The 15,548-nt window shown below is 50.3% G+C and carries 16 protein-coding genes and 1 tRNA gene; 7 read left to right on the top strand and 10 right to left on the bottom strand.

Annotated features, from left to right (window positions below; translation table 11 throughout):
- Positions 1-8: 8 nt before the first annotated feature.
- Positions 9-1,268 carry a bacteriohemerythrin gene (locus SELSP_RS03335; RefSeq protein WP_232362366.1) on the top strand — a complete coding sequence of 420 codons (1,260 nt, stop codon included), beginning with the start codon at positions 9-11 and terminating at the stop codon, positions 1,266-1,268.
- Positions 1,269-1,584: 316 nt separating this feature from the next.
- Here the strand turns inward: SELSP_RS03335 and SELSP_RS03330 are convergent, their stop codons facing one another.
- Positions 1,585-2,304 carry a hypothetical protein gene (locus SELSP_RS03330; RefSeq protein ID WP_006193165.1) on the bottom strand — a complete coding sequence of 240 codons (720 nt, stop codon included), beginning with the start codon at positions 2,302-2,304 and terminating at the stop codon, positions 1,585-1,587.
- A gap of 300 nt (positions 2,305-2,604) precedes the next feature.
- Entirely contained in the window at positions 2,605-4,242 is a 1,638-nt protein-coding gene (gene hcp, locus SELSP_RS03325) for a hydroxylamine reductase (protein WP_013740655.1), read from the bottom strand.
- Between the two features lie 307 nt (positions 4,243-4,549).
- Here hcp and SELSP_RS03320 point away from each other — a divergent pair.
- The 4 genes from SELSP_RS03320 (at position 4,550) to SELSP_RS03305 (ending at position 6,859) form a co-directional block, all read left to right on the top strand.
- A tRNA-Pro gene (locus tag SELSP_RS03320) sits at positions 4,550-4,626 on the top strand.
- A gap of 509 nt (positions 4,627-5,135) precedes the next feature.
- The gene (locus SELSP_RS03315) at positions 5,136-5,636 is read left to right on the top strand and encodes a methylated-DNA--[protein]-cysteine S-methyltransferase (RefSeq protein ID WP_006193168.1); all 501 of its coding nucleotides are present in this window, start codon (positions 5,136-5,138) and stop codon (positions 5,634-5,636) included.
- Between the two features lie 190 nt (positions 5,637-5,826).
- Positions 5,827-6,171 (top strand): single-stranded DNA-binding protein, encoded by a 345-nt coding sequence (locus SELSP_RS03310; protein WP_013740654.1) that lies wholly within the window; start codon positions 5,827-5,829, stop codon positions 6,169-6,171.
- A 58-nt stretch (positions 6,172-6,229) separates the two neighbouring features.
- Positions 6,230-6,859 (top strand): hypothetical protein, encoded by a 630-nt coding sequence (locus SELSP_RS03305; protein WP_013740653.1) that lies wholly within the window; start codon positions 6,230-6,232, stop codon positions 6,857-6,859.
- A 467-nt stretch (positions 6,860-7,326) separates the two neighbouring features.
- On the opposite strand, the gene SELSP_RS03300 is transcribed toward SELSP_RS03305, so the two are convergent.
- The 8 genes from SELSP_RS03300 to SELSP_RS03265 form a co-directional block, all read right to left on the bottom strand.
- Positions 7,327-7,620: a hypothetical protein gene (locus SELSP_RS03300; protein WP_006193172.1), complete on the bottom strand. Its 294-nt coding sequence runs from the start codon at positions 7,618-7,620 to the stop codon at positions 7,327-7,329.
- On the bottom strand, positions 7,617-7,826 hold the full coding sequence (locus SELSP_RS03295) for an antitoxin VbhA family protein (protein WP_006193173.1): 210 nt from the start codon (positions 7,824-7,826) through the stop codon (positions 7,617-7,619). Before SELSP_RS03295 ends, SELSP_RS03300 begins: the two co-directional genes overlap by 4 nt.
- A gap of 850 nt (positions 7,827-8,676) precedes the next feature.
- Positions 8,677-8,898 carry a hypothetical protein gene (locus tag SELSP_RS03290; protein WP_013740651.1) on the bottom strand — a complete coding sequence of 74 codons (222 nt, stop codon included), beginning with the start codon at positions 8,896-8,898 and terminating at the stop codon, positions 8,677-8,679.
- The gene (locus SELSP_RS03285; RefSeq protein WP_013740650.1) at positions 8,895-9,509 is read right to left on the bottom strand and encodes a recombinase family protein; all 615 of its coding nucleotides are present in this window, start codon (positions 9,507-9,509) and stop codon (positions 8,895-8,897) included. Before SELSP_RS03285 ends, SELSP_RS03290 begins: the two co-directional genes overlap by 4 nt.
- 144 nt (positions 9,510-9,653) lie before the next feature.
- On the bottom strand, positions 9,654-10,301 hold the full coding sequence (locus tag SELSP_RS03280; RefSeq protein ID WP_006193177.1) for a Fic/DOC family protein: 648 nt from the start codon (positions 10,299-10,301) through the stop codon (positions 9,654-9,656).
- On the bottom strand, positions 10,298-10,510 hold the full coding sequence (locus SELSP_RS03275; RefSeq protein ID WP_006193178.1) for an antitoxin VbhA family protein: 213 nt from the start codon (positions 10,508-10,510) through the stop codon (positions 10,298-10,300). The genes SELSP_RS03280 and SELSP_RS03275 overlap by 4 nt, the downstream gene beginning before the upstream one ends.
- A 671-nt stretch (positions 10,511-11,181) precedes the next feature.
- Complete coding sequence (locus SELSP_RS03270; RefSeq protein WP_232362367.1) at positions 11,182-11,880, bottom strand: hypothetical protein; 699 nt, start codon at positions 11,878-11,880, stop codon at positions 11,182-11,184.
- Between the two features lie 2 nt (positions 11,881-11,882).
- Positions 11,883-14,027, bottom strand: coding sequence for a DNA topoisomerase 3 (locus tag SELSP_RS03265; RefSeq protein WP_006193181.1), 2,145 nt, complete (start codon positions 14,025-14,027; stop codon positions 11,883-11,885).
- Positions 14,028-14,091: 64 nt separating this feature from the next.
- On the opposite strand from SELSP_RS03265, the gene SELSP_RS03260 reads away from it, so the two are divergent.
- Together SELSP_RS03260 and SELSP_RS03255 are read left to right on the top strand one after the other, a co-directional pair.
- Complete coding sequence (locus SELSP_RS03260; protein ID WP_006193182.1) at positions 14,092-14,700, top strand: helix-turn-helix domain-containing protein; 609 nt, start codon at positions 14,092-14,094, stop codon at positions 14,698-14,700.
- A gap of 2 nt (positions 14,701-14,702) precedes the next feature.
- Positions 14,703-15,539 (top strand): hypothetical protein, encoded by an 837-nt coding sequence (locus tag SELSP_RS03255; RefSeq protein WP_006193183.1) that lies wholly within the window; start codon positions 14,703-14,705, stop codon positions 15,537-15,539.
- The last annotated feature ends 9 nt before the right edge of the window (positions 15,540-15,548 follow it).

Here is a 15,548-nt window from a genome sequence, read left to right as displayed (position 1 = left end):
ACCGCTTCTTGGAAAATTTTGAAACAGGAATCCCCTTTATCGACAACGGACACCGCCGCCTCCTAGAGGATATGGAAGAAGCGCGCGAAGCACTCGCCGCTGGCCATGAAGACGAGTACCACCGCTTGAGCGGTCAACTCTTGGCGACGATGAACGATCATATCGTCAAACAGCACGTCTACGAAGAAGAAATCATGGCCATGTCGCGCGACGGCGAACTTGCAGATCAGAAGGAAGCGCACGCACATTTTCGCGAAGTCATCGACCAGCACAAATCCTCGATGAACTTCCAGAACGACCATGAGGAGCTTACGAGTCTCCTGCACTTCCTCAACGAATGGTTCCTGCAGCACATCTTATCGAGCGACATGCTGATCGGAAGTGCACTGAAGAAGGCAAAGGCCGCCGCCGTCGAGGCGAAGGCGCGGGCAGCAAAGGAAGCGCGGGCAGCGGAAACGGCGCATGCCGAAGAAGCCGCCAAGGCACGAGAAGTGGCACATACAACTAAAAAGGAAGAGCAAGCGTCCTCCGTCGAAAAGAAGGCGAAAGCAACCATCGAGGCAAAAGCATCGGCGGCCCAGATGCCAGAAGCCCCCGCCGATCCCGCCAAAAAGACGACAAAGAAGCGCACTGCCGCGAAACCGACCAACGCCGCTGCACCTGCTGAAGAAGTCGGCAAGGGCGACGCGCCTGCCGCGAAAAAAGCGACGAAAGCCGCCGCAAAGAAGCCTACGGAGGAAGCAGCCTCCGCACCTGCTTCTGCCGCCAAACCTGCGGCAAAGGCAGCCGCGCCCAAGGCAATAAAGCCGGCGACGACAGTCATCAAGGCGAAGAAGGAGCCCGCCGATCCCTTCGCCTTCACCGACGAATTCCGTACGCAGATTCCGCTCGTCGACAAGGAGCACGAAACACTCTTCGACTTGGTGCGCCAGACATACGAACTCGTGCATGACGAGTTCCGCGTCGATAAATTCGACGACATCATCGAGATCATCGAAGAACTGCGCGACTACACGATCAAGCACTTCGCCGACGAGGAGCGCTACATGAAGAGCATCAACTACGACGGCCTTGCCGAGCAGGTCGCCGCACACACGGCCTTCGTCGAGAAGCTCAATAACATCGACTTCGACGAAATCGACCGCGATCAGGAAGACGCGCTCGACAAACTCATCAAATTCCTTCTCAACTGGCTCGTACAGCATATCCTGAAGGTTGACAAGAAGATGCCCTACATCGAAGAAGCGGCATCGAAGCTGACAGAATAAACCGCAAGGAATGCGACGCAAGGCATCGCACGTCGCGCGCACTCTCCTGCACGAACGAGGGCGGCGCATAAGTCCAACCGACTTATGCGCCGCCCTTGTTCTATCTTCCGTATGTCATTAGACGGAAACACCCGCCGCCTGCGCCTTCTCCAGGAAAGTCAGAGCTTCCGTCAAGAGCAGATTCGCCAGATCGACACTAATCGCAAGATGCGCCACCTCTTCGATGCGTCGAATGCGAGAAAGCCGTTACTGTCATGCCCGTACATTGTGTGCCGTGATGTTGCAGGAAGCGCTTACACATACCGTTTCCCTACCCTCAATCGTCCCGTTTCCCAAGCGAAATCATGCCTTTCCTCTCCCCTGCAAAATCCACGCCCTGCTGCACCAGAAAGATATGATGCTCGATGACGCGTCCTAAGGCATGCGCGATCCTTGTCGCGGCGAGCTGCAGGAAGCCCAAGATCATGAAGAGGCAGTCGAAGCCCCAGACGGAGAAGAGCGCCGCGCCAGCAAAGGCGACGTAAAGCACCGTCAGGAGCTTCGCCAAGATTATGCCCAGGATCATGCGCACGGCACCGCGTCGCACCATGCGTCGGTTGCGGAAGTGTCGGCGCACAAAATCCCGCACGCACTTCCCCAGCTTGCGCGGCTCTCGCAGCATACGGCAAAAGGAAAGGATCGCCTCACGCTTCCATTGCAGCCACGCATACAATCGCGTGTTCAGATGCCGAAGTGCTTCGGGCAAAGAAGCAAAGTTTCCCAACCCTTGCAGCCAGTTCTTCACTTCCAGGCACTTTCCCAGAGCCCCCTTGAACCAGCCCCAGACATTGAAGTCAAGCTTGCGTATATACTGCACGATCTCCCTCGTCGAGAGATCCGCGAAGCGCAGCGGCACATAGAAGAGCCGCAGCAGAACGACTTCCAGAAAGATGAGCATTCCGCGCAGGACGAGCGCCAGCGCATAGTGGCGCACATAGACCTCGGGACGCTTCCGTATTGCCTGCACCTTGCAGCGCAGCTGCTTCAAAAGCTTCATTACCGAAATCCCTCCTCCATCCCTCGTTTACAATTCATACGATTTTAACACAGATCATCTTTCTCCACAATATGCAATGATACATATAAATCTTGCATAAAACCAGCCTTCGCCATCCCTGCCAACTCCATCTTTCCACTTGCATCCTTTCATCTCTTATTCTAACGTATCCCAAGGACATGATTTGTCCATGAAATAAAATTTCTACATCCCTCTCCGAAATTTTTATAAGAAAAGGGCTCCCCTTACTCTTCGCAAAGGGAACCCTTTTTCGCTATGCGGCTTCAGCACGCACGATGCTCAGCCGATCATGCTCTTGATGTCGCTCTCGACGTCCGTGATGCCGCCGATGCCGAAGGTTTCGACAAGCACGTTCGCAACGTTCGGCGAGAGGAATGCAGGAAGCGTCGGTCCGAGGTGGATGTTCTTCACGCCGAGGTGCAGGAGCGCGAGGAGGACGATGACCGCCTTCTGCTCATACCATGCGATGTTGTAGACAACCGGCAGTTCGTTCACATCGGCGAGGCCGAAGACTTCCTTGAGCTTCAGCGCGATGAGCGCCAAGGAGTACGAATCGTTGCACTGCCCCGCATCGAGAACGCGCGGAATGCCGCCGATATCGCCGAGATTGAGTTTGATGTACTTGTACTTCGCGCAACCCGCCGTCAGAATGACCGTGTCCTTCGGCAGAGCCTCAGCGAAGTCGCGGTAATAGTTGCGCGTCTTATGACGACCGTCGCAGCCGGCCATGACGACAAACTTCTTGATTGCGCCCGACTTCACAGCGTCAACCACCTTGTCGGCAAGCGCAAAGACCTGCTCATGCGCAAAGCCACCGACGATCTCGCCCTGCTCCAACTCCTTCGGAGGCGCACACTTCTTCGCCAACTCGATGACAGCGGAAAAGTCCTTCTTGCCGTTCTTCTCTTCGATGTGCGGACAGCCGGGGAAGCCGACGGCAGCCGTCGTGAAGATGCGATCCTGATAGCTCGCCTTCGGCGGCACGATGCAGTTCGTCGTCATGAGAATCGGGCCGTTGAAAGACTCGAACTCTTCCTTCTGCTGCCACCAAGCATTGCCGTAGTTGCCCGCGAAGTGTGCGTACTTCTTGAAAGCCGGATAGTAGTGCGCGGGCAGCATTTCGCCGTGCGTGTAGACATCGACACCCGTACCCTCCGTCTGGTCGAGCAGTTCCTTCAGATCCTTGAGATCGTGACCCGAGATCAAGATGCCCGGATTCCTGCGTACGCCAAGATCGACCTTCGTGATCTCCGGATTGCCATAAGTCTCCGTGTTCGCCTTGTCCAAGAGCGCCATGACATCGACGCCGTACTTGCCCGTCTCCAGCACGAGAGCTGTGAGATCGTCGCCCGAGAGGCTGTCGTCTAAGAGCTTCGCCAGCGCCTTCTGCATGAAGGCGTCGATCGCCTCATCGCGATAGTCGACGACATTCGCATGATGATTGTACGCCGCCATGCCCTTGAGGCCGTACGTCGCAAGCTCCCTGAGGCTGCGAACGTCCTCGTTCTCCGTCGCGAGAACACCAACGTCTGCCGAGGCCGCCTTTTCCTGGAATTCGCTCCTCGCATCGTTCCAAAGAGCCGCCGCCGGAAGCTTCGACGTGTCGGCAAGCTCCTTCAGCATCTCTTCCTTCATGCGCAGCGTCTCTTCGATCGCATCGGCAATCGCTGCATCGTCGAAGTTCGCATTCGTAATCGTGATGAAGAGATTCAGCGTAACGCGATCATTGACCGCTTGGGAAACCGCCTTTCCCGCCTCGCGCAGAGCCGTCGAAACGGCTGAAATCCCCTTCGTCACATAGATCAAGAGATCTTGAAGTCCTGCGACCTCCGGCTTCTTGCCGCAAACGCCGACCTGCGTACAGCCTTTGCAGCCCGCCGTCTCCTGACACTGAAAGCAAAACATCTTGTTCTCCATATATACCATCCTCTCTCTTTGCGATGTAATGAGAACCTGCACGCGGCAGTTCCTCCTGACAGCCTTATCATAGCAAAGAGAACATGCCCCTTCGGTAACACTTGTTACAAAAACGAAAAAAGTCCTTCATTTTCTTGGATGAGAATCTTTCTTCCTATACTTTTGCACTCGCACAATCTCAAATACGTTTCCATTATGTATCAGCCGAGCACTCTCCCCATCCGAAAATCCTGCCGCCGCAAAGTTTTTCTAAAAAAAGAAAATTCCCCCTAGCTTTTTCGGGAGAAGTCTGCTATACTAAAGTAGTCGGGGCGTGGCTCAGCTTGGTAGAGCGCTTCCTTGGGGTGGAAGAGGTCGTGGGTTCAAATCCCGTCGCTCCGACCAGCTTAGATATTTCAAGGCTTTAGGGGTTATTCGAGTGCTATCGAATAGCTCCGTTTTTTACTATCCAATTTTCTCCATCTCAGGAATCGCGCGGCAGGAGCAGGTACAATTGCAGATGGAAATTTTTATGTCCAGTTTTTGTTGACAAATGCAAAACCATAGAGAAAAAGCATGACGCACACCGCCATGCTTTTTCTTTTCCCTCTCCTCTGCTCTTACAAGCATACTACAGTAAATGACAGGCAGACAAAAATTTTCTCTGTGATTTTCTTCCATCCGTAATGCCTTGCCTCTGTGTTCGGATAATACCGATAAATTCAGCCGCCCATCTTCAATATGTTTTCTATATGATATCATGATATATAGTATTATTCAATAGAATTTTAGAAATATTCAGATGATATTCTTATGAAAATACAATTGGGCTTTCCCTCATCCTTGCTTTATAATAGTCGAAGGAAGCTGCATTAAAATGTCTGAAAGTTTCACATACGAAAGGAAGCCTCTCCATGCAATACACAGCGCATTACGACTCGCCATTCGGCTCCATGACCCTCGCCAGCGACGGCACGGCACTCGTCGGCCTTTGGTTTGACGGGCAGAAATACTTCGCCGCCACGCTCGAAGAGGAGCACAAACAAAAAAGCCTCCCCATATTTCAGGAGACGTGCCGCTGGCTCGACCTCTACTTCAGCGGAAAGAAGCCCGACTTTCTGCCGCCGCTCGCACCGAAAGCCACACCGTTTCGTCAAAAAGTCTGGGACATCCTGCTCTCGATCCCCTACGGCGAAACGATAACCTACGGTGAAATCGCCCGCCGCATCGGCATGGAAAAAGCCGCCCACGCCGTCGGCGGCGCCGTCGCACACAACCCCATCTCCGTCATCGTCCCCTGCCACCGCGTCGTCGGCACAAGCGGCAGTCTCACAGGCTACGCCGACGGCATCGACAAGAAGGTGCAGCTCTTGACGCTCGAAGGCGTAGATATAACGCAGTTCTTTATGCCATAAGAAACGGCAGATGATTCGCCATCCCTGCGAAATTTGCGATATACCGCAGGCGATGTACATCCTTTTGTACATAGCCAAAAAAATTTCAAAAAAATCGTTGACAAGCCCAGCTTCTGATATATAATGTAAATATGAATCTTGACAATATGATACAGAAAAATATTCCTCTCGGACAAAAGGAGTTGATTTTTTGCGGAATCTACAAGTATTGCTCTCAGAAGAAGAGCATAAAGGGCTTGAAAAGCGTGCCGAAACAGAAGGTCTGCCGCTCAGCGTCTACGTTCGCAGCCTGCTTCTCGGTGACGAAGATGAATTTTCAGCCGCATATAAGGAGGCGCTCGCACGCGTCACGGCATTGGCGCCTGGTACGGAATTCAATCTGAAGTCGCTCTTCGGCACGGACTGGACGCAGAGCCGCGGCACGAAGCTGACACTCGGCAGGACGTTCTATGAGATGGTTCGAAGCAGCGCCGTTCCCACAGTGAAGGCACTTGGCAAGGACAGCTCGAACATCATGCAGTATAAGCGTCTATGACAATGGATTCGCGCAGTGAATGCCAGGAAGATATGGAAAATTAAAGGAGTGTGACATCATGAACTTGAAGGAAGCCTTTCAGGCGCAGAATAAGCTCGGCGAATTGATGGGATATATTATCCTCTATTTGTCCGATTCGGACAACGTGATGACCATCACAGAAAAGCACCTTCGCAGCAAGGCTTTAGCGGGACAGCAGGACGAAAGCGTGGATGCGAGCTGCAAGGCCGAAGAGGGTTTCGATGTAGGGCGGCTTCTCGGCATTTGGGAGGAACTCATGGAGGAGAAGACTCGCCTCAGCACAGCCATCGGCAAGGCCAAGGCAGACATGGACTTCAGTCTTGATGCCGCCGTAGACGAGAACAAGAGCCGTCGGGCATTTCTCTCCACGCTCCAAGGACTTGCCAATCGCAAAAGCACGCATGAACTGGAAAAGGGTGCAGGGCGCGGCTATGTTTTCAACAACGAGGGCAATCCGACCTCCTACTGCTACGACATCGACCGCATCATGACCATAGACTATGACCGCAGCAAGGTGCGCGCCATGGTGAAGGAACTGAATCGCCTATCGAATGAAGTTTCCATCAAGATTGACGAGGCTCTGCTGCGAACGCCGGTAGACTACACGCCGAGATTCGATCTTGCGGGCGAGAACAAATTTATCCTTGAGGAGATGATGATGAAATAATCTACACGCGGCGCTGCCGGCGCGAGATATGCTTCGCGCCGCAGCCGTTTGCGCAGGGACAGACAGCGAAGGGACTTCGGTTCAGGTGTGGATGAACTATGAGCCCACACAAAAACATTCAACTCTGCTTTACGGAGAGTGTATCTAGCAAATTTTCGACGTCCATACGTAGCATCCATCGTGCTATCGTTCTTCGTCCTTCGAAATGTCAATATTTCCTACGGACGCCAATTCACGGCTACGCTTCGCCAATGTGGATCTGCTCCCTTATATGGGGAGCAAAATATTAACGATTACGCCAAACGCCCTGCCTCGGCATTGGCGGGAGGCCAACAGAAGAAACTTTGGTGGCTGTCTCTGCTCAAGCGGCTGACAAGTCGCTTTCCATCAATACCGCAACAGACTCTTGCAAGCGGGAGCATGAATGCCGCTGCGCTTAAGCCGCTGGGCTATACTCCCGACAAGGATCATGTACTCTTGGAAGAAGGCGTCTGCCACAGCTTCAAATCCGGCACAGTCTTTGCCAGGAGCGCCGAATAAGCAATAACTTCCCGATTCCCCGCCCCAAATTTCCTACAAAGAGAAATGCCCCGCCGCGAAACTGCACGCTTCGCAGCGGGGCATTCTGTTTGCTTCTTCAAATCAATATACCGTGTCACCACGAAATCTTTCTCATAAGCCAAGAACTCATACCCATCCTGGATTCCCAACTTATTTCTCAAGACCCCGTTGGGTTGAAGATATGGATCCCTTGCACTCATACGATTTCCGCCTCTTTTTTCCCCGCCAGCTTCTCACGGAATATCTCTCTTGCCTCCTCGGTCGTGATCTCGATATTTGCGATACGATCGAAAACCGCCAGTTCCTCCTCCGTAAACTTAAAACCTTCCAATTCATGCACCTTGATTGCCGAGTCCACGTTTTTTCTCATTTCTTCCTTAGATGCCATATCCATTCCCCCATTCATACAATAAGACCACTTATATTATACCACTCAAACTCCACACATCAAAAACATTCTACAGGCCTTGAAAATATTGACTTTATATCAAAGAAAATACTCCCTTTATGCACATTTTCGTAGTTTTTGCGACAACAGTCTGCTGGGCGAGTTTTCGCTGCTTGCCGCCGTTGGAACGCGTTTGGTCAATGTAACTCATATACTTTATGCTCTAAACTTTGAAATATGATATACTATCACTGCCACGGCCCTCATCAAGCCAATCCGGCTAGGAGGGAGGTTGACACAATGTCATTGATTGATTTCATGGTTTCCCTGCTCATCAGTATCCTTGGGAGCATCCTCGGGACGCTGATCCTGCAGATGCTGGCGCAGTAGAAACCAGCTGCGATGTGGCACCAGCAAGATGCGCCTCATCAGCGCACCAAAAAGCCCCTTCGGGTCATCACTCCCGTCGGGGCTTTTCGGTTGGTTGACGTATGTCATCAACTGATTTCTTTAAGCATTTTATCACTACCGAAAACAGAAGTCAAGATATGAATATGCCGTTCCATAGATGGTCACGATGCAAAACAAAACGCCGCAACTCCTTTCATATCAAGGATTTGCGGCGTTTTGGCAACTACTCGAACTCAATTCTTATATTTTAGCTACTCTTGTGAAGCCTTATATTTCAAGGCTTCCCGTTCTCCTTATTCCTCTCATTCTCCTCATTATACACCTTTTTGAGATTTTTGGGGGTCATACGGGGGTCACGCTTCCGTCCGTTCTTATCGTTCTGCACCTTAAAGAATTCGCTTCTTTTTCTCTGATCGATCCTCCAAACGTGTTGATGATCTCCTGGCAATGCGTCAAATCAATCATGGACAAGCCCCCAAAAAAAGCGTTGGATTTCCTGCCCCTTGATCGGATCGATCTCACGGAATTTGACAGCTTCCTTCACGCTCCAATGAACGTCAACTACCGCTCCATATAAGGAAAGCTGGTTGTCCTGCTCGGCCAATTCATAAGCACGGTTCATATCATACCGCAGCCCCTCTTCATAATCATCCGGATTGTATCTTCGTTCAATCTTCATCTTCCGCTGTCCTCCTTACATTTGTTTTTCCGTCTCAAGAAACCACCGTTTTCTCGCACATATCGCGAAAGCGTCGAAACACTCAGGTTCGTCACAGCAGCCACATCCTTATAGGAACGTCCCTCTCGCAGCAGTGCAAGCGCGTGTTCCTTCCTCGCCCTATCGATCGGCGGCCTGCCCTCACGAAACCCCTGTTTCGTCCTGGCAATCGCCTTGCCTTCCTGCATCCGTTCCAAAATCATACTTCGCTCAAGCTCGGCCACCGCAAGAAGCGTCGTAATAAAGAACTTGCCCATGGGCGTCTGGTCGAGCAATCCTACATTCAAGACATTGACTTTCACGCCTCGATCAATCAGAGAACGGATCAGATGGATTCCCTCCTCCACATTGCGGGCAAGGCGATCCAGCTTTGTCACAATCAAAACGTCGCCCGCTTCCATGCGGCCAAGCAGACCTTGAAGCTTCGGCCGCTCCATGGATGCTCCGGAAAACTGCTCCACCGTAACCGAAGAGGCTCCATTTTCTCTCAGGCGTTGCTCCTGTTCCTCCAAGGAATTTCCATGAGCCTTCTGCCCCTTTGTCGATACACGGGCGTAGCCCCAAACCGTCATTTCAATCCCCCGTTTTGACCAAAAGTTTTGATTATCCTTTCCCTCTGATTCTACCATAAAAGTTTAAACCGGTCAAAACTCTTAGGTTTTGACCGGTTTAGGTGTCCATCATGGACACCTTTCAGCATGACGGGTTCTTCCGCGTCATTCCCGCCCCTTGCTCTTGTCCTCGTCCGCTCTTCCTTTCACCAAGACTTTCCGCTTCGGGTACTTCTCCTTCGGCATCTCCTTTATGGTTTCCCTCATTAATTCTGCCATGAAGCGACTGTCAACCGCGCCCAGCACAGCTCTTGCCATGAGTTTTTCTCGATCGACATTTTCCATATCCAATTCATAGCCAGCATTCTTCGCCACTTGGTAAATCAGCATGTGCTGCGTCCTGCCGTTTCCCTCTCGGAAAGGATGCAGCATGTTCAGATCGCAATAGAGATCGGCGGCCTTTTTGCAAAACCTCTCAGCATCGAGCCCCTGTAGATTGTTGTCCTTTTTCAGTCGCTTGAAAATGTCCATGCCCTGTTCTTCAAGATAAGGGCAATGGCAGAATACGGTATCCTTTTTCGCAATATCCACAGTACGAAATTTTCCAGCCCAATCGTAGACATCCTGAAACAGTTCGTAGTGGATTTTCTTCAATGTGCTCAAATCGAACTCGCGAAAGGCTTGCTTCTTCAGATCAACGTACCGCGTCGCCGTAAAATTCTTCTCGTAATCCATGAGCTTGTGCCCATCATGGATCCCCAACTTGTTCCGCAGCACCCCGTTCGGTTGAAGATATGGATCCCTTGCACTCATACCATTTCCGCCTCTTTTTCTCTTGCCAGTTTCTCACGGAATATCTCTCTTGCCTCCTCCGTCGTGATCTCAAGATTCGCAATGCGATCGAAAACCGCCAGGTCTTCCTCTGAAAACTTGAAGCCTTCCAACTCGTGCACCTTGATTGCAGAATCCACCCATTTCCGCATTTCTTCCTTAGATACCATATCCATTCCCTCCCATTTCATACAGCAGAGCCACTTATATTACTTCTTATATTATAGCATATATTGCAGAAAAAGTCGATCTTAAAGCTTCCATCATGTATATCTTCAAAGAAATATTTCTGCATAATACCTTATTTAAGGTTCGTATTCTCAGGGCGTTCCCTTCGGGACGGGCTGTCGTGAACAGAGCCAGCTTCGCTGTCTCTGCCCTTCGGGCTTCCATCCCTAACGCAAAACCATTTGAAATGATGGCAAGAGGGATTTGCACCGTTATCTTTCTCGTTCCGCTTCCGCATTGCTTCACAGCGCTTCATGATATTCCGCTTCTGTTCCGCAATGCACGCTCCACGAAAAACATAACGAGAGCGTGCAAATCCCTTTTGCCTTGAACAACAACGCCGCAGGCACAAGCCAAGAACTAAAGTTCATGGCCTATGCCCGCGGCTTGCTTACCACCACCCCACCCACCACCGCAGGAGGCTTCGCCCCCTGCACCCCCAGCAGGGAACTTCGTCCCCTGCACCCCTTTCAGCAGTCTCGCCGACAAGGCAGGAGGGAGAAGGAACACCTTCTCCCTCTACCGCAAAAGCCTGAGCTTCATCACGCTCCGCGTAAAGGCTGAACCCTTACGGGAAATCGGAATATCCGATTTGCCTTGACGCTTCGCACAGCCGAAGACAGTCTGCCAAGCCTCATGATTTGAACCACAGCAACAATATACTCAATACAGCCAGGAACACCATCACATGCGCAAGAATCCAAATGCGGTCGACGGCATCCCCCATCTGTTTCAAGCGTCCTGCCTGCCAGCCAGCAATATCCTTCATCTGGGATTTCTGCCATGCTATAGCTTCTTTCGCCATTTGTTCATAATTTGCAGCCGCATTTTCAAAGGCCGCTTTATAAGCCTCAGAAGCACTTTTTTCAATCTCTTCGGGCACCTCATCCTGAATATGCCGAACTAGGCGTTCCAGTCTATCCGTTTCCTTAGAGATTTGTTGCGTGCAGCCTTCTAAGGTCAGTGTCTTTTTTACGACTTTTTCCAACGGTGCCATCTGCTCGTGAATGCTTTTCATAAGCCCGTTCAATTCATTCAAAGCATCCGAAACATGCTGCTCTTCTGCCGTTCCATCCGTCCGCCGAGCCAGCATCGCAGCCATGCGCTGCTGCAACGCATTGAAATCTTCGACGATTTTTCTTTCTTCTTCAGATTTTGGATGAGCAGCTATATTTTTCGGTTTCTCTAAGGATATTGGTTCCTTTGATTCCAAAGGCAGCTCTTCTTCCTCTATTTTCGACGCCACTTCGTCAACAGTATCACGATCGACAGCCTGCATCGCAATAAATTCTTCTTCCTCATCCTCTGTTGCCGTGTCCTCGAACCTTTCCACAGTCACATCACCTTATCTTTCTTCAAAACTGGATGACCGTTCTTGTCATCAAATGTTTTTTTGCAATGATTGCAAAGCCAAAAAGCTCCATTCTTGCCATTGAGCTTTGCCAGCACAGTCTCGCATTCCGGGCAAAACGCAACCACCGGTTCGCCGCTGTCATCGGGATAAAACATCTTCCTTCCCGTATCCGGAGAAACGCACTTCTCATTGCTGCACATATGAAAGTACATCTTGCTTTTTTGAGAATACTTCCGCAGCAAAATACCTTCACGGCAAATGGGGCAAGGTGTTCGTTTCTTATCCTTCGGCAAAGGGAATAGGTGCTTTTCGGCAAACTGAATATTTTCATGCACCATGGAGTACACATCATCCATATAATCCGAAAGATTCCCTTTGCCATGTGCTATTTCATCCAACGCATATTCCATCTCTGCCGTCGTATCGGGCACAGCAAGAGATGGACTTACATTCTCAATCAAAGAAATGCCGAAAGGTGTAGGCAGAAGTTCTTTCTTCACTTTCTTCAGGCATGGTTCGACAGCCTTTCCTTTCAAGCTCGTCGCCTGCAATTCCGCAATGATGGTATCTCGCGTCGCTGGTGTCCCTATGCCCTTGACTTCCTTCATTTTTTCACGGTTCGGATTATCTGCTTTCATGAACTTCCAAATGTTTGTCATGGCCGCAATCAAGGTTCCCTCTGTAAATCGCTTTGGCGGCTTTGTTTTCTTGTTTAGGATGGAATAGTCACCCTTTGCGATTTTGTCGCCTACAGCGAAATCTGGAAGCCGTGGAGTGCCTTCTTGTTCTTCCTCTTCCCTCTCCACTTCACGGAACCCCATCTTACGGATGATTTTCCCACTGCCTGAAAACATTTCATCCCCGACTTGAAGTGAAAAAGTCGTTTTCTCAAACTCATGCGGTGGATAAAACTGGATAATATAGCGTTTGGAGATCATGCCATAAATACGTTCTTCCTGTTCATTCATGTCTTCTGGTCGAATGCCCGTGGGAATGATTGCATGATGTGCTGTGATCTTCCCATCATTGAAGGCTTTGCTTTCAATGTCTACATTCGCTCCGGCTGCACCTTGTACATCCATTTCCTTCAAGGCAGCCAGAATCCTTGGAACATCTTCTCTTTGCGAAGCCGGGATATAGTTGCAATCGCTTCGCGGATAAGAAACGAGCTTCCTTTCGTAGAGCTTCTGTACAGTTTCCAATACCTCTTGCGGGGAATATCCCCATATTTTATTCGCTTCGATCTGCAACGTATCTAAGGAATACGGCAATGGCGGGTACTGTTTTCCCTCCGATGTCGCCACATCTCGGATAACGCCCTCAGCCTTCTCTACCTTCAATTTGATTGCCTGCAAGAGGTTTACATCCAACACACGTCCTTCTTCGTCCAAGGGAATGTTTTCTGACGGCTCCAACGTGGCCGTAAAAGGAACCCCTTTATATGCAAAAATCCCTTGCAGCACATAATACTTTTTCGGCTTGAAAGACAAAATATCTTTTTCGCGCTGCACGACTAGCGCCAGCGTCGGCACTTTCACACGGCCAATCCGATATGTCCCGTCATGTCCGGCTTTTCTCGCATTAACCGTATATGCACGCGACAGATTCATGCCGATGAGCCAATCTGCGCGGGCACGGCCAAGCCCGGCTTCATACAGACCATAGAAATCTTTGTTGTCACGCAAGGAAGCAAATGCCCTTTTCAAAGATTCATCGTCCTTCGCATTGATCAAAATACGCCGGACTTCACCCTTGTAATGCAGAAAATCCAGAATCTCATCAATCAGAAGCTGCCCTTCCCTGTCGGGATCCCCTGCATGAACAACAACATCCGCATCTTTGATCAGACCCTTGATTATATCCAGCTGCTCCTTTTTTTGCGGATCGGGCTTCATAAGCCAAGTGCTCGGCAGGATGGGATAGTTGCTCCATACCTTATATTCTTCTCCGTACAGCTCGGGCGTTGCCATGCCAAGGATATGCCCGAATGCCCATGTAACGGCAATATCCCCTTTCCGAAAACAACCTTTCCCCTTTTCCATACCGCCATCCGGCCAGAGATACGCAGCCACAGCTCTTCCTATATCCGGCTTTTCTGCGATGTAAACGGTCTTTTTCAACATCATCACTCCTTGTTGTTTTATTGTATATATAGTATTATTAAGTAAAAAATAAGTGGCGGTGTATTTTATGGACTTGAAAATATTTTCCACAAAACTAAAATACCTACGAAAAAAAGCAAATCTCACACAAGTGCAACTGGCAGAAATGCTGCATATTTCTCAAGCACAAATATCGCGGTATGAAACCGGCTTGGATGAACCCTCGGAAGATTGCTTGCAGGCTTTGTCCTCTGCCTTCGAGATCGACGGACAATCTGCTGCTCTGTTCTGGTCATCGCCTCTGCCCGACATACCCAAAGATTCTTCAGACGGCACTTCAGAAAACTTTGCTCGTCGCCTCCGTGCCATACGGCAATATCACGGCAAATCACAGAAAGATTTTGCTCAATTCCTAGGCATCAGTCAATCCCTCATATCCGCTTTAGAAATCGGGAAAGCAACGCCAGACCTCGTGCTGATCCAAAAACTCGGCAAAATGGGGTTCGATCTGGAATGGCTGGTCTTTGGCTCACATGCGCGAGACTCCCCAAAAGAAATCCTTGATGATCTGATGCCTAAACGTACCATGCAGCAAATTCAGCAAATACTGAGAAAAATGCCGCCGCAGCGTCTTGACTTTATCCGCCAATTCCTAGCGCTTATTCTCACAGACACGAAAAATAAAGGAGATGCATAATTATGGCCATGGTTTGCAGGACAAGACTTTTCTCATTGCTTCTGTTCGTCGTCCTCCTATTTTCCTTCAGCGGATGTGCCAACACATCGCAGTCGGAAGCAGACTACAAGAAAGAAGCCACCTTTATCGAGGATGTCGAGAATTTTGCCAAGCAGCCGGATGCTTTCAAAGGAAAGAAGATTCAAACCGTCCTGACGGTTTTCAATGCAGTCACCAAAGGCAAGGATGTGACCGTCTATGCTGCACAAAATCTCATGAATGTGCAAAGCGGCAACATCTTCATGCTGCACTACACATTGAAAGATGGCGAAAACCCCCTCAAGAACGGCGATCTCATCCGCTTCTTCGGCGAATACAAGCAAACGGCCGATTCCAAAGAAGCTGTCCCTGGCCAAACCGTCCGCGTCTTGGAATGTGACGCACAGTATATCATCCATCCCATGTGGCAGCCTTTGGCTGTCTCATCGCTCCATACTGCCACCGTAAATGTTGCAAACGAGCAAGGCAACACCACGCTTGAAATTCATTTTGGCCACGGAAAATTTCTTGCTGACGGCATCGAATTGCCGAAAGGAACCCTTTCGATCCGTGAAACAAGGCTCGGTTATGGGATGTTCGATCCCATCCCGTTTCAAGGAAAAATCTTAGATGACGGCAACGGTTCTTTCACTGCGGAAAACGGCGCATCGTTTTCCGTGACAATCGAGCACAAGCAAGGCAAATGGACGACAAACGAGGCAACTACCCTGCAAACGCACGGAGGAAAGACCTTGGAAAACCTTGAAGGAAAAGTTATGACACGCACCATTCCCGCTGGAACTTACGAAATGAAATTGTAAAGTACACCA

The sequence above is a fragment of the Selenomonas sputigena ATCC 35185 genome (assembly GCF_000208405.1).
Lineage (GTDB): Bacteria > Bacillota > Negativicutes > Selenomonadales > Selenomonadaceae > Selenomonas > Selenomonas sputigena.
Note: the sequence above shows the minus strand (reverse complement) of the source record. Positions and strands in the feature narration are given on the sequence as shown.

What these genes read in the sequence shown, in the direction of transcription:
- SELSP_RS03290 (WP_013740651.1), bottom strand. Translation starts at nt 8,898, where the DNA reads ATGAAGATTGAACGAAGATACAATCCGGATGATTATGAAGAGGGGCTG.
- SELSP_RS03315 (WP_006193168.1), top strand. Translation starts at nt 5,136, where the DNA reads ATGCAATACACAGCGCATTACGACTCGCCATTCGGCTCCATGACCCTC.
- SELSP_RS03285 (WP_013740650.1), bottom strand. Translation starts at nt 9,509, where the DNA reads ATGACGGTTTGGGGCTACGCCCGTGTATCGACAAAGGGGCAGAAGGCT.
- hcp (WP_013740655.1), bottom strand. Translation starts at nt 4,242, where the DNA reads ATGGAGAACAAGATGTTTTGCTTTCAGTGTCAGGAGACGGCGGGCTGC.
- SELSP_RS03280 (WP_006193177.1), bottom strand. Translation starts at nt 10,301, where the DNA reads ATGAGTGCAAGGGATCCATATCTTCAACCGAACGGGGTGCTGCGGAAC.
- SELSP_RS03295 (WP_006193173.1), bottom strand. Translation starts at nt 7,826, where the DNA reads ATGAATGGGGGAATGGATATGGCATCTAAGGAAGAAATGAGAAAAAAC.
- SELSP_RS03305 (WP_013740653.1), top strand. Translation starts at nt 6,230, where the DNA reads ATGAACTTGAAGGAAGCCTTTCAGGCGCAGAATAAGCTCGGCGAATTG.
- SELSP_RS03260 (WP_006193182.1), top strand. Translation starts at nt 14,092, where the DNA reads ATGGACTTGAAAATATTTTCCACAAAACTAAAATACCTACGAAAAAAA.
- SELSP_RS03255 (WP_006193183.1), top strand. Translation starts at nt 14,703, where the DNA reads ATGGCCATGGTTTGCAGGACAAGACTTTTCTCATTGCTTCTGTTCGTC.
- SELSP_RS03275 (WP_006193178.1), bottom strand. Translation starts at nt 10,510, where the DNA reads ATGAAATGGGAGGGAATGGATATGGTATCTAAGGAAGAAATGCGGAAA.
- SELSP_RS03300 (WP_006193172.1), bottom strand. Translation starts at nt 7,620, where the DNA reads ATGAGTGCAAGGGATCCATATCTTCAACCCAACGGGGTCTTGAGAAAT.
- SELSP_RS03265 (WP_006193181.1), bottom strand. Translation starts at nt 14,027, where the DNA reads ATGATGTTGAAAAAGACCGTTTACATCGCAGAAAAGCCGGATATAGGA.
- SELSP_RS03330 (WP_006193165.1), bottom strand. Translation starts at nt 2,304, where the DNA reads ATGAAGCTTTTGAAGCAGCTGCGCTGCAAGGTGCAGGCAATACGGAAG.